A 14,487-nucleotide genomic window follows, 5' to 3' on the forward strand; every position below is an offset into this window, starting at 1 on the left:
AATGGAAACAGCTTTGTACTGAAAATTATAATATAACATGTTTAATTAGTGGATTAAATGCATTTATAGCAATAGCATTTGATAATTTCGTTTGCTGAGCTAAATATTCATTAGGTATACACAACCAATTTTTATTATATCGCAATTCAAAATTCTGGATATCAACTTTCTTTAAACCAAATCTGTCAATGTAATAGGGTGTATAGTTGTTTGATTCAAAAAAACCAAAAAATTGTTCTATTGTTAACCCACCTCTTTGTTGAAGAAATTTTTTATTCACCTCACAAATCACATAAGGTTTAAATTTGTTAATTAGATTCAATCCTCCTTTAAGCACCTGATATTCAAAACCTTCTACATCAATTAAAATCGTTGAAAATGAGTTCAAATGTGCCAATTTTTCATCGAGTGTTATTACTTCAAACTCTTGTGTATTTTTGTCACTACTTGAAGCAATATGACCTGAACCAGACTGATTTTCATTTGGAATTTTAAAGTGTGTTTTTCCAGGAAAATCTGAAACTAGCTGATTATAAATAAACAAGTTATTAAAGGAATTAAGATTTATTATTTTTCTTAAATATTCAAAATTTTGGGGCAAAGGTTCAAAAGCATAAACTGAATTTGGTGAGGCTAAATCTGTCAGGGCTATAGTTTCTGTTCCCACATTTGCTCCCACTTCAATAATATCACCTTTTTTATGTTTTAAAATTTCATGTACTAAAATTATATTTCTCCAATCATAAAAACCATTTACACCAAAAATCATAGCATGAAAGTCACTTGTATTTCCAGGAAAAATACTACCTGTAATTGATCTTTTTTTAAAATCAACCTTTAATTTTTCTCCATCTTGTATAGTAACAATTTTATTTCTAATGTTTTGAGAAATTATCGGAGGCAGATAACTACAAACAATTTGTGCAATTTGAAATTTATTCATTGTTAAATCTTAATTTAAAAAAAATGAATTCTTAGCAAATTCTTCCGAGCAAATTTTTCTCCCCCTTTTATTTACATGAATTTCATCATAAAAAAAGTGTATATCATTAAAAACAGAACCTTGATTTATACAATTTAACCCATCAGGAAAAACTATTTCTGTTTTGTATATTGGCGACTGATATAAAATTAAATTTACTCTATTAACTTTACAAAAGTCGATTATTTTATTTAAATAAGGGTTTTTAAAATCTATCTTTTTTATTCTACCAATCACTCGCTTAAGTTTTTTTGAGGAGTTAACATTAGGATAGCTATAATTACCCTTTTCATCAAATAAATTGCGTTTTTGAGGTTGAAAAATTGATAAAACAGCCGGAAAAAATAATTCAGTATTAAAATAACTTACTGCAAGTAAAGGCATATATTTTGAGGTTTGATAAATAATTTTGTTTTCTCCGTCAATTTCATTAAAATAAGTCTTTACATCATCTTCATTGATATGTGGTAAAAAACGGTAATCATTTCCATTTAGTTTTGGATTTTCGTTTTCCAAATCATCAGGCATAACTGCTAGAATTAATTTTTTTGTTCTTTTTCCTGAAAAATAAAACTGTTGTAGCATTAAATAATGTGAACTTAAACCCGAATCATCAATGCTGATATTTAGCCCTTTTTTTCCAGTTAAAGAATCGATTAACTTGGTATCTAAAGTTGTTAATCCTGTACTCGACCCTAAAACTACATAATCAAAATTAGTTTCTTTTACACCGTTATGAATGAATTGCTGTTTGTAAAAACAGGATTTGCCTAAAAAATAAAGACTTATAAAAGCTATTAGGTTTAAGACAATAAAACTTGCCAAACCATAAAATGCTATTTTTTTCAAGAATTTATTCATTATCAAAATTGAAAGTAAATAAAACTCATCTGATTTTTAAAAGACCCCATAAAGAAAATCATCAAAAGCAAGATAACCAAATTATATTTTGAAAGTTGAATTTCGTAATTGTTTCTTTTAACATTTATCCATTCTGTAATTAACAACCAAGTTACCGAGAGTAAACAGATTAAAGAAATTAAACTGTATTTTGAATTTTTATAAAAAAACTGAAAACTTGCTCCATTAAAATCAACCATTCCACTAATGTAATTCCACGATTCTGTCAGATTATCAGCTCTAAAAAACACCCATGCTAAACATACAAAAGCAAAAGTAATTAGAATTTTAGGTAAATCGTTGAGACTATAATTAAAGTTTTTCAACGAATTACGATTCGAATTAGATAATAGTAAAGGTAAAAAAAGTAATGCGTGTATAAGTCCCCAAATGATGAATGTCCAATTTGCACCATGCCAAAATCCGCTCACTAAAAAAATAATAAATGTATTTTTAACACTTTGCCATTTTGTACCTCTGCTTCCACCCAAAGGAATGTATAAATAATCTCGAAACCAGGTTGAAAGTGAAATATGCCATCTTCTCCAAAAATCAGCTATGTCTTTTGAAAAATAGGGAAAATTAAAGTTTCTGAGTAAATCGATACCAAATAGTTTTGAAGTCCCCAAAGCAATGTCTGAATAACCGCTAAAATCACCATAAATTTGAAACGCGAACAAGATACTACCCAACCATAATTCAGGTGCTGAATAACTTGCTGAATTATCAAAAATTTGATTCACAAAAAAAGCACAATTATCAGCTATTACTACTTTTTTGAAAAGTCCCCAAATAATTTGTTTTACGCCTTGAATGGCTTTCGAATAATCGAAACTTCTTTTTTTCTTGATTTGCGGTAATAAATGTGTCGCTCGCTCGATAGGTCCGGCTACTAAAAGAGGAAAATAGCTAACGAACAAAGCATATTCAACAAAATTATGTTCCGGTACAATCCTTCTTTTGTAGATGTCGATAACATAGGAAAGTCCGTGAAACGTGTAAAAAGAAATACCAACCGGAAGAATAATATTTAAAGTAGAATAATGAACTTGAAAACCGAAATTATCAACTAAATCGGCAAAGGAATCGATAAAAAAATTATAGTATTTAAAAAAACCTAAAAAACCAATATTAATCGTAATAGTCAACCAAAACCAAAACTTTCTATCCGTCTCTTTTTTAGCTTTTTGCATCATCAAACCTGCCAAATAATCTAAACCGGTTGAAAACATCAATAAGAATAAAAAACGCCAATCCCAACATGCATAAAAATAATAACTGGCAACCAGTAACAATCCGTTTTGCCATTTCAATTTTTGCTTTTGTAATATCCAATATAACACAAAAACAAAAGGCAAAAACATAAAAAATTCGATTGAATTAAATAGCATGAAAGTTATAGGTTAATCGTTGTAAAATAATTTAAACTCTTGATTTTGTTTGGTTAAATTGAACTCTTTTTTTACTCGCTCACTAGCTTTTTCGCAAATTTTTGCTTTTTCAGAATCATCTAAATCTATCATTTCCATCATTTTTTGAGCCAATAAAGTCGGGGTTCTTTTCGGAACCACCCAACCTGTTTTTTCATGTAAGACATTTTCACTTAAACCGTCGGCATCACTCACTACACAAAGCAAACCCATTGCTTGTGCTTCCAAAACAGCATTACAAAAACCCTCTTGTACACTATATTGAACGTAAAAACTACTCTTCTCTAATAGATTTTTCACTTCATTATGTGAAATTTTACCCAAAAAAGTAACATTTGATTCAAGATTTAATTGATGTGCTGCAAACTTAAGTTTTTCTTTTTCAATTCCTTCTCCAATTATAGTGTAATGAAAAGAAACATTATTCTTTTTTAAAATTGAAAATGCTTCTAAGGTATATTCCAATCCTTTTATCCAATGAAGTCGACCAACGGTAATAAATTGAAAAACTGAATTTTTCTGTCCATTTTTTGGTTTGGGTTGAAAAAAATCAACATTAATGGCAGGTGTGATTTTGTGTATTGATTCATTTGAAATTCCATATTCAATCAATGTTCTTTTCATTTCATCAGACAAAACATGGTATTTTATTTTTTTTGAAAATAGTAAATCATAACAATTTGGAAATTTTGCAGGATAAATATACAAATCAAAACCTCTAAAACTGACCGCCATTTTTGCATCTATCGCTTCTGCAACATTTTCGCTTTGTAAAGCAATAGTTCCAAAACCAAAATGCAACCAAGTTAATTTGTGTGGTAAAAAATGACTGTTAATTATAATATTTTTAATTGAATTTTTTACGCTTAAACCATCCCTTTTATTTAAGTTAAAAAGTTTAATTGTTGATTTTATATTTTTTATACAATTGATTACAATAGAAAATAGCTCTAATAAAAGTGAGAATCTTAACTCAAAATTGGGAGCAAAAACTGTTTGACAGCTTGGATGACTCATTTTATTTTTACCGTTTGAAAACAAAATAACATCAAAACCATTCTCTTGTAAACCTTTAATTTTTGAATTAAAAAAAGTTTCAGAGTAGGCTGGAACATTAGCCAAAACCAATCCTATTTTAGGCTTACTCACCATAACTCTTTTGGTATAATAGAATCATATCGTGGATCATTTTGCTTTCGGCATGACATTTTTCAATAGAATTTCTAGCATTATTTATTATTTTCGTGTAACTACTTTCGTCTAAATTAATTACTTTTTGAATAGTTATTGCCATTGCTTCTGGATTCCTAACCGGAACAATAAAACCATTTTCATTGTCATTGACCACTTCCTGAATTCCACCACAATCAGTTGAAATTATTGGAGTTCCCAATGCCATTGATTCTAAAATAACATTGGCAATTCCTTCTTTATAACTTGGTAACAAGACTACATTTGCTTGTTGAATTTTTTCAACCACTCTAGCAAATGGTAGTTTATCTACAAATTCAACTTCGTTAATTAAATCTAATTGTTTGCGTTGAAATTGTAATTCTTCATTTACACCAACACCCACAATTGTATATTTAAATTTAATGTTTTTGGTTTTTAAAATTCGCATTGCGTCTAAGGCGACTGAATAACCTTTAATCCAATGAGAACGCCCTATAGAAAGAATTTGAAAAACAGCATTAGAGGGCAGCTGTTGATTGAATTTTAGACTGTTCAAATCTAAGCCACTATAAACTACTTGAGATTTTGTAATCACTGCATTGTATTTTGTGGATTCCTGTATAATCGCTCCGGAAACACCATGGAAGCCATCTACTAAAGGAAAATATTTTCTATAAATTTCGGCATATTTTGGTTCGCAAATTGGAGTATAATTAACATGAGCTCCTCGGAGACTTATAATTAGTTTTATATCAAAATCTTTTACCCAAACCCAGTCTTCTATTCCTTTAATCCATTGTAAATGAAATATATCCGGCTGAGCATAAAGAATTGGATAGTATCGTATTTTAGAAATAGCATTATCTCTATTATTTGATTTCATCCACTTTTTTAATTTTTTCTTTTCTTTATTTTTATATAGTGAAAGTAAAATGGAATAATAAATTAAAATTAAAAATTTGCTAATTCTACCGGAGTACCCAACTATTTTAATATTTTTTGATTGATAAGAAACTTTTTTGGTGAGATTACCAACAAGAAGAAGTTTATTGCCTCGTTCGGCTAAACCGTTTATCAATCGATCGATAAAGGTTGGAGGTGGAATTTCCCCGCAAAAAATGGCAATTTTAAACTTTCTCATAATTATGAATACGCATAAAAAGTGAAAGTGTTAGTAAAGTACTTACCGGATGAGAATATTTCAATGACTCTTTTCCTTTAAAATTGTCGAATATTTCTTGGGTAAGTTTTGGATCAACAAAATTTTGAAAATCTTTATTTTGAAATAACCAATAGCTTAAATTTCGTTCATTTTCATTTCCTAAAAACTGATTTTCATAGTTATTGACCACTTTATTTTTGGTAATAAATTCTCTATCTAATTTTTTAAAGATACGATATGGAAAATTATATGGTGGTTTATTTAAATGATAGTTATATAGGTTGAATGGCCGATGATCTTGCCAAGCAATTTTTGCTAAAGCCGGATTTCGCATTTTTAAATAGGCAATTTGAATTTGTCTGCCGGCTAAGAATTTTTCGGGAACAGAACAGATAAACTCACACATTCTATTATCATAATAGGGCAGCGTTATGGGTTTGATTGATTCAAAAAAGGATAGGTTAATACTTGTCCAACGGGGTGCCCAATATAAACTTTTGAATGCCCTGATTTGTGCGTTCGCATTTTGCGGAATGTTAATTTCTTGAAGTAAATTCCTGATTCTCTCTTTTAAATAATTTTCAAAATCTCCTTCAATTCCCCAAGATTCCCATAGTTTTTTTCCTAAAATTAGTCCGCCCTTCTTCAACACCTTTTTAGCCATCAAATCTACTTGTTTATCAAACGAAAGGTAATCATCCACTTTCATATCATCAAAAAGCACATCACCCCAATGACCTAAGCAAAACACATCGCCCATTGCAGCTAATTTATTTAAAACAGCTGCCTGTCTGGGATGTGTAAACTCTGTATAACATTGATTTATAGCTGCTATTTTTTCTATATCCTTCCATAAATAACCTTGAGGAATTATCCATTTTTCGAATGGAAATTGACAAACATTTGCAACTTTTTGAGCAAAGTAGGTTTCGTTTAATCCGTTTTCAAATTCGTAACTATAACTTCTTACGTTTTTTTTTAAATGATAAAGAGCTGCCGCTTGTGTTCTACTATCTAATCCACCAGAAAGAGGTAGAATTACTTTTTTATCACCAACTTGTTCATTGATTATTGCCTCAAAAAGTGTTGCAAATTCTTTTACAACTTGTTCAAAAGGTCTTTCTATTGGAGAATAATGCCATTTAAAATAGTTATTTTCTGAAAAAATCGTTTCTTTTTCTACAACATAATTAAATCCGGGTCTTAGAACTTTTTGTTCTTTAAAATAAGTGTCTTGGTCTAAAAAAAAACCAGTTGCAGCAAAAACACAAATAGCTTTTTTATCGATTTCTTTTTTAGAACCTATAAATGTTGGTTTAATTGGAATAATACCTGTTTTAATATTCATTATTGACACTTTTTTTGCTCAAACTTGCATACAAATATTCATGTTCTAAGATACACTTTTCTATGGTATAATTTTTAATCGTATATTCTCTGAGTTTTTTACCAATATTATCTCTTTCATTGCTATTCTTACTAAGAAACAATTCAATTTTTTTGCTTAAAACTTCATGGTTTCCAGATTCAAAAAGAAGTTCAGGAAAATCTCTTAACACATAATTTATCCCTGAAATATCCGAACCTAAAACGGGTTTAGCCATGCTCATTGCTTCTACTAATGCCATTGGCATACCTTCTTTTCTTGCATCGTTTAAAGTTGGAATAATGTATAAATCAGCATCAGCAAAAAAAGTTCTTACATCAGATTTCTTACCCAAAAAGTGTATTTGATTTTCCAATTTCAAATCATTAACCATATTTTGTAATTCCAAAGCATATGGGTCTCTATCGTCTCCCACAACAGTAAAAATAATTGATTCATTCTTTAAAACAGCCAAAGCTTTGATTATAATTTCGATTCCTTTAACCGGGACTAAATTTGCAACGGTTATAATTTTAAATAAATGATTTTCTTTAGTTTTTGGAAACAAATCAGGATTATAATATGAAACGTCTAGTCCTAATGGAATTAATTTTTGATTTTTTTTGCTTGGAAAAAAATCAATCATTTCATGATTAATTGTAATAATAAAATTAGAAAGATAACTTTTAATTTTCCAATGGATATTCCCCCAACTCATTGCTTTCTTTGTGTAAATATATTTAGCTCCTCCCAAACGAGTAGCAAGAACTTCACTCCAATCACTACTCCAATGCCAAGAATGAACGATATCAAACTGATGTTCTCTGATAAAATTTTTGAAAGGTTTAATTCTTGATAGGAATGTAAAATAGGGTTTTGTAGAAACTGTCATTTCTAAAAAATAAATCGGAAGTTGTAACGATTCAATTTCTTTAAAAAAATTTCCTTTAGCATTACGACAAGCAATTGAGACATCAAACTTATCCTTGTCTAAATTTTTAGCTAAATCATATAAAACTTTTCCACTTCCAGCAGTATCAAAATTTGGAATTGTGAATAATATTTTAATTCTACTTCTATTCATTTTTAAAAAAGTATCTATTACTTCTCAAGAATTGTTCTCTAGTAAGTATTTTCCAAGTTAAAAATTTGATTAATAGCCTGCCAATTAAAAATAAAACAAAACTAATAACCGATTCTCTATAAAAAGTGGTTAAACATTTCTGCAATCGGATAGTATCATCTGATTCACTTGATTTGACAAAATACCTTACTGCCAAGAAATAATAGGAAGTCATTTTCCTTTTTTGATTTCTTGATAAATTAAATTGTTTATTAGATTTATTTACCAGGTAATTCACAGAATCTGTCACTTTTTCAAGTGTTCGTTTTTTAATATCAATCGGATTAACTTGATAGAAAAAATCAACATCATTATCCGTAAGAATTTGATAATTATTCCCTAATAATAGTATCCTAATGGATAATTCAACATCTTGTAATAGCTTCATGTTTTCATCAAAACCACCTATTTTTAAAAAAAACTGTTTATTAAAAAGAATTGAAGAAGTCTGCCAAGCAAATTTAGCATTTAAAAAGTTGTTTAAAAAATCTGTTTTTATGTTTGTGTAGGGCTGTTTTGAATTTTTATTTATAACTATAATATTTTGAAAAACAACGAACTCTTCAACTGTTAATTGTCTGTTTTTAACAAAATCAGAAGTAATAGTATCATCCGAATCTAAAAAAATTATTGTTTCTGATGTAGCTAATGTTACACCTTGATTTCGGCAAAAGGATGCATTATTTTTTTCTGCATTCAATACCAATTGTATATTAAAATGCTGATTATTAATTTGAAGTTTTTTTAAGTCATCCTGAACTTCCTTATTTGATGCATCATCAATTATGATCCATTCCCAAGCATCGGAAACCTGTCTCTCAAAACAAGACAACAAGTTTTCTATTCCTGAATAATCATTCCAATGAGGGGTAATTATAGAAACCAAATTTATAGATTTAATTGTTTAATTATTTTTGCTGGATTTCCAGCCACGATGCTATTAGAAGGTATGCTTTTTACAACAACAGAACCGGCTCCTATTACCACATTATCCCCAATTTCAATATCTCCTATAATTACCACATTGGCTCCAACCTCAACATTATTACCTATAGTTGGCAGAAGTCTATTATCATTATTTTTATTACCCACAGTTAATCCGTTACGAAAAGTGAAATTTTTACCAATTCTTTTTGCATTAATAACCGTTGCAAAGGGGTGATACGGTACTAGACCGCCTTCAATTTTTGAACTCGAAAAAATCTTACAATAAAATTCTTTTTGAAATAGTATTTTCCATAACCAAAAATAGTTCTTCGTTCGCCAAAAAAAAACAAAAGCAAACTCAGGATAATAAAGCATCAAATGATAAAATTTTTTTTTTGTATTATATTTTAGCTTTGTTGAACGTACTGTAAAATTTTGTTCTACATCATCAATAATGAGTTGATTTTTATAAACATATTTTTTATATAAATAGTTTAAAAAAAATCGACGAATCATACTTTTAATAATATTCTTTATTTTATTAAAAAACATGTTGTTTTATGGTTATCAAAACTATTTTCAAAGATACGTTTTCAATAAAAAAACACCTCTTTAATAAACACTTTTATAGTTATTTTTTTTGAGCGACTAAAAACAAGTGAAGATTGTAAAAATTTTTTTTCGCTATTTTCTTGAACCAATTCCCTAATTTAAATATTTTTAAAAAGGCTTTAAAAGCTCTGTTATTAATTAATTTATAAATCCCAAAATCTCCTTTAGCACTTATTATTGAATAAAAAGAGATGATATTAAATTGTTTTGAAACTAATAATCCTAGCTGGTTGGCATCAATAATATTTTCAATAGGTTGTCTAGAATAATTACCTCCCTTTACCCTATCAAAATAAAATTTATTTGGTGTTGTTAATATAAGAAAACCATCTTTTTTCAACAACTTATAACATTCGTCAATGTATTTACTCTGATCATTTATATGCTCAACTACCTCTTGAGAAATAACGATATCATAAAAGCCTTTCGCATAATCTGAATTACAAGCATCTCCATATTTAAAATCAAATGTTGGAAAATTTTCAGCTGCAATCTTCATGGCCTCCTCAGAAAGATCAAAACCATGAGCCTCTCCTATTAGTCCCCAAACAGGAATTGAACGCCCATCTCCACATCCAAAATCTAAAATCTTTGGATTCTTAAGCTTTTTTGTAATGTTATTTAATTGTCTTAATATCTCAATTATCCTCTGCATTTTATAGTTTCCAAAAGGTTTGAGATCCTTCCAATAATTGTTGTAAAAATCTACTTGACTTGTCAAAGAAGGAATATTTTCATTCTCCATTGCTATCTATTTTTAAATTTCATTTATTGAATCATGTCATGATAGGCATTTGTAAGCCTATCTCCGATAATTTTACTTTCAAATTCTGTTAAAACAAATTCATGTCCTTTTTTCCCCATTTCCTCAATCAACTGAGGATTTTTGTACAAAAAAATCAATTTTTCTACAAACTCCTGTTCATTCTCACTTTCAATTAAAAATCCTGTTTCATTCGGAATCATTCCGTATTTAATACCTCCTACATTGGATGTTATAACCGGTAATTTAAAATACTGAGCTTCTTGTAGAACTAATCCTTGAGCTTCGGAACGTTGTGTTTGTTTATCGGCAATTCCGGGTAGTAGAAATACAGAAGAAGAAGCCATTATTTTAAAGACATTTTCTTGTGTAATAGCTCCATGAAAAACAACATAATTCTCTATTTTTAATTGCGAGGCTAATATTAAAAGTTCTTGCTTCATTTCACCATTTCCAATAATATGCAACTGTAGATTCATGAGTCCACTATCTACCATAACTTTTATAAATCGAAGAGCTCTATCCGGTCCCTTCCAATTGATTAATCTACCGCAATAAACAATTTTGAAGAATGATTCTTCTTTTTTAACTTGTAAGTAGGGTTGCAAATATTGCTTTTTGAAACCCTCTGGAATCAGGTAATAATTTTTTAATTGAGGATTTATTTTTAACAAAACTTCTTGAAGATAGATTGAGTTTATTGTAAATGCGTTAAAAAATTTAAAAACATCTTTATAGAGATTTTTATATAATTCAACTTTTGAAGGTGTTAAATCAGACCCATGAAAAGATAGGATTGCTTTTGGATATTTACAAATTCCAATTTGGTAAGCGTCAGCTATTTTTTTTCCGTTATATCCAAAATGACAATGAACAACATCAAAGCTTTCTTTAAATAATAAAACGGGTAAGTCATAATAAACCTTTATCTTTTTTTTGTTAATTCCAATACTAAATGGATTAAGCAAAAAAAACACCTTGCTAAAATCTATTTTTTTTCTGTATTTTCTGAAAAAAATAAATGCCTCTTTGCAAACCAACCATTTTGTTTTTTGATTCTTAAAATGAGTGATTGTTCTTTTCTCTAAATTATAATCCAAGAAAAGTTGATGAATTATGCTATCATTCGATTTATTGTACGCAAAAACGGTTACATCATTTCCTCTATCAATTAAATCAGTAATTTGATTTAAAATAAACGTTTCAGTGACCGAGGGAAAAATGGTTACTATTACAAGAATTTTTGACTTTTGGCACATAATTTTATACCCTTAATTAAAAGCTGAGTAAAAATAATTTTAATTATCGAAACCGTTTAGAAAAAGATGCTCTATTTATTAAAACTTTTCAAATCAAATGATTATTCAAAAAATGAATATCCTTTTCCGGTTATTTTAAATACTATGATTCCGATTGTAAACTTTGTAATAGCAGAATAATCTTTTAATTTTAAATAAAGACCAATTGCTTTTCTATAATATGGAATCCATTTTCTTTGCTTAGCATACAGTTTATTTCTAACCGTTTTTTTATAATAATCCGCTATGTGTTTTGTATACTTTATTTTATTTTTTGAATCCATTTTTTCCAGTATAGCCAAATGTTTAAATCGAGCTCGAAAAGCAGATTTAAGTTCAAGATCATTTCCTTTTAGAATTTCATTTTTGAATGATTCTTCATATTGATAATAAACAACTAAAGGTTGTTTAATTTTCTCAATTTTAGGTTGTACATATATCATTCTTAAGTTGAAATCCCACTCATCATGATTTCCTATTAATTCATCAAAAAGTTGATTTTGAGCATCTAAAAATGATTTTTTCCAAAGAATTCCACACACAAAATAACAAATTTTATAAGTAAAATAATCCTCAATTAAATTATTTGATTCAATAGTATTTGTATCCTGCAAAATTCCTGTTTGTCTATCAACCCGTTCAACTTGAGCAAGAACACCATCAGTATCTGATTTAAAAGCCTTGATATATGTTTCTAGTGCATGAGGCTTTAAAAAATCATCACTGTCAAAAAAATAAATAAAATTACCTTTCGCTTTTTCAAATCCGTAGTTTCTACACGAATTAGGTCCCTTAATTTTGCTTATAGGTCTTTTGTAAAATTGAAAACGATTGTCTGATTCTATAAATAGTTGAACAACTTCAGCAGTATTATCATTGGAATCGTCATCAATAATTAAACATTCAAATTCTTTGTGCGTTTGATGACGTATACTTTCTAGAGTGGAAACAATTAAATCTGCTCTATTATAGGCCGGAATAATAATAGAGACCAAATTATCCATTCCATTTAAATTTAAATTGTAACCATCTTTTTCTCATTTTTTGTGGAGATTTTTTGAAGATATACATTAATCGTCCTATTAAGATTAACTCAACTGTTTTTATTTTATCATACTTCATTAATCGCGGATAAAAATTATTGATAATCGACAACGTCACCTCTTTATGTTGGTTGGCATTACTGGAAATGAGTAATTTTATTAATCTATCATAAAAAAAATCTAATAATATCTCGGATTTTATTAGTTCTGCACGTTTAAAATTTTCAACTAAATAATAGAACAGTGATTCTTTATAACCTTTGTTATAAACTAAATTTTTTGATGATTTGGAGTCAACGTGTTGCCGATACAGAAAATCAGCATTATTAACGATTTTATATTGATTTGAGGTACAATCAAAAAAAAGTCTACTAAAGAATTCTGCTTCTTGCCCCCTTTTCATTTTTGAATTAAATAATTCTCTATTTTCCAAAAAAGATTTTCTAAATAAAACAGATGGTGTTAATATCTTAATTTTCCACATAGCATAATCAACATACAAATTGCTTGTCTGTTCCATATTTAGAATTGATTTCGAATCATTTTCAGGGTTCCAGTAGTAACCGGAAGCGATTACAAATTGTATATCTTTTGAAAAAGCAGCTATTTTATTCTCTAAAAAACTGTTCAACATGATATCATCACTATCAAACCAATTAATATATTCCCCGGAACTCAATTGAAACCCAAAATTTCTACACGAATTGGCTCCTTTAGGTAATGTTTCAGGTCTTCTAAAAAATTTTATTCGTTCATCTTTTTTACAAAATTCATCCATTAGAATTTCTGTATCATCATTTGATTCATCATCAACCACAATACATTCCCAATTGGTATATGTTTGATTCAAAACACTATTTAAGGTATCTTCTATTAAATGAACTCTATTATAAGTCGGTATAATAACTGAAACCAAACCTTTAATCATGAACTATTGCTTTTAGAGAATCAATGGTTATTTCCTTTTCAAAAAAAGGTTTGTTTTTTTGGATCTTCTCAACTGACCAATTCCACCAAGCTAATTCTTGAATTTCTTTGATAATATGTGGTTCAAATCGGTAGCCAATTATTTTTGCCGGACTTCCGGCTACAATGGCAAATGCAGGTACATTCTTATTTACAACACTATTTGCAGCAACTACAGAACCGTTTTCAATTGTAACTCCACCTAAAATGACAGAATGAGCACCAATCCAAACATCATTTTCTAAGACAATATCACTTTTGTACACCTTTTCATTTTCCCACTTTTCTTTAAAGAAATTTTGTCCAATAAAATAACTGGTTGGTTTTTTAAAATTATGATTAAACGATTGAAAGCTTACGTTACGAGCAACAGAGCAAAAACTTCCAATTTCAACTCCGGCTTCTTGATTGGAATGAATATCTAAATTTGGGCCCCATAAGGAAGTAAAATTCCCAATTTTAATTTTTCCAAGTAATATAGCTCCATTAATTTTATTATTTTCACCTATTTTAATTTCCCCCTTTAGGACACTGTTTAAAATTTTAGTTGAGTCACCAACATAAATTTGACCTTTTAAATTACTTGATGCTATCGATATATTATCCGAAAGTTTAATATCTCCTTTTAAAGTTGAACTAACAATTACTGCTTTATTTGGAATTTTAATTGTAGAACTTATTGCGTTTAATTTATCTAAACGAGATTTAATTTTTACTAAAATTTGATTAAAAAAGTTCATCA

14 protein-coding genes are annotated in these 14,487 nt (G+C 28.6%); all 14 read right to left on the minus strand.

Annotated features, from left to right (window positions below):
• Positions 1-25: 25 nt before the first annotated feature.
• The 14 genes from R2782_RS07230 to R2782_RS07295 all read right to left on the minus strand — a co-directional run bounded on the left by R2782_RS07230 (position 26) and on the right by R2782_RS07295 (position 14,485).
• Positions 26-943: an FkbM family methyltransferase gene (locus tag R2782_RS07230; protein ID WP_371267468.1), complete on the minus strand. Its 918-nt coding sequence runs from the start codon at positions 941-943 to the stop codon at positions 26-28.
• Between the two features lie 9 nt (positions 944-952).
• Entirely contained in the window at positions 953-1,831 is an 879-nt protein-coding gene (locus R2782_RS07235) for a hypothetical protein (RefSeq protein WP_371267470.1), read from the minus strand.
• 14 nt (positions 1,832-1,845) lie between these two features.
• A complete protein-coding gene (locus R2782_RS07240; protein WP_371267472.1) occupies positions 1,846-3,273 on the minus strand; it encodes an MBOAT family protein in 1,428 nt (475 codons plus the stop codon).
• A gap of 12 nt (positions 3,274-3,285) precedes the next feature.
• Positions 3,286-4,461, minus strand: coding sequence for a glycosyltransferase (locus tag R2782_RS07245; protein ID WP_371267474.1), 1,176 nt, complete (start codon positions 4,459-4,461; stop codon positions 3,286-3,288).
• Entirely contained in the window at positions 4,454-5,626 is a 1,173-nt protein-coding gene (locus tag R2782_RS07250) for a glycosyltransferase family 4 protein (RefSeq protein WP_371267476.1), read from the minus strand. Before R2782_RS07250 ends, R2782_RS07245 begins: the two co-directional genes overlap by 8 nt.
• Entirely contained in the window at positions 5,613-6,995 is a 1,383-nt protein-coding gene (locus tag R2782_RS07255; RefSeq protein WP_371267478.1) for an asparagine synthase-related protein, read from the minus strand. The genes R2782_RS07250 and R2782_RS07255 overlap by 14 nt, the downstream gene beginning before the upstream one ends.
• Positions 6,985-8,097, minus strand: coding sequence for a glycosyltransferase family 4 protein (locus R2782_RS07260; protein ID WP_371267480.1), 1,113 nt, complete (start codon positions 8,095-8,097; stop codon positions 6,985-6,987). Before R2782_RS07260 ends, R2782_RS07255 begins: the two co-directional genes overlap by 11 nt.
• The gene (locus tag R2782_RS07265; RefSeq protein WP_371267482.1) at positions 8,090-9,022 is read right to left on the minus strand and encodes a glycosyltransferase family 2 protein; all 933 of its coding nucleotides are present in this window, start codon (positions 9,020-9,022) and stop codon (positions 8,090-8,092) included. The genes R2782_RS07260 and R2782_RS07265 overlap by 8 nt, the downstream gene beginning before the upstream one ends.
• A gap of 2 nt (positions 9,023-9,024) precedes the next feature.
• Complete coding sequence (locus tag R2782_RS07270) at positions 9,025-9,615, minus strand: serine acetyltransferase (RefSeq protein WP_371267484.1); 591 nt, start codon at positions 9,613-9,615, stop codon at positions 9,025-9,027.
• A gap of 79 nt (positions 9,616-9,694) precedes the next feature.
• A complete protein-coding gene (locus tag R2782_RS07275) occupies positions 9,695-10,420 on the minus strand; it encodes a class I SAM-dependent methyltransferase (protein ID WP_371267486.1) in 726 nt (241 codons plus the stop codon).
• Between the two features lie 23 nt (positions 10,421-10,443).
• Positions 10,444-11,697, minus strand: a complete 1,254-nt coding sequence (locus R2782_RS07280; RefSeq protein ID WP_371267488.1) for a glycosyltransferase — start codon at positions 11,695-11,697, stop codon at positions 10,444-10,446.
• Positions 11,698-11,798: 101 nt separating this feature from the next.
• A complete protein-coding gene (locus R2782_RS07285) occupies positions 11,799-12,740 on the minus strand; it encodes a glycosyltransferase family 2 protein (RefSeq protein WP_371267490.1) in 942 nt (313 codons plus the stop codon).
• Positions 12,733-13,707, minus strand: a complete 975-nt coding sequence (locus tag R2782_RS07290; protein ID WP_371267492.1) for a glycosyltransferase family 2 protein — start codon at positions 13,705-13,707, stop codon at positions 12,733-12,735. The genes R2782_RS07285 and R2782_RS07290 overlap by 8 nt, the downstream gene beginning before the upstream one ends.
• A complete protein-coding gene (locus R2782_RS07295; protein WP_371267494.1) occupies positions 13,700-14,485 on the minus strand; it encodes a CatB-related O-acetyltransferase in 786 nt (261 codons plus the stop codon). Before R2782_RS07295 ends, R2782_RS07290 begins: the two co-directional genes overlap by 8 nt.
• Positions 14,486-14,487: the final 2 nt, after the last annotated feature.

Origin of the sequence: Flavobacterium sp. (genome assembly GCF_041392085.1) — a bacterium.
Taxonomy (GTDB): Bacteria; Bacteroidota; Bacteroidia; order Flavobacteriales; family Flavobacteriaceae; genus Flavobacterium.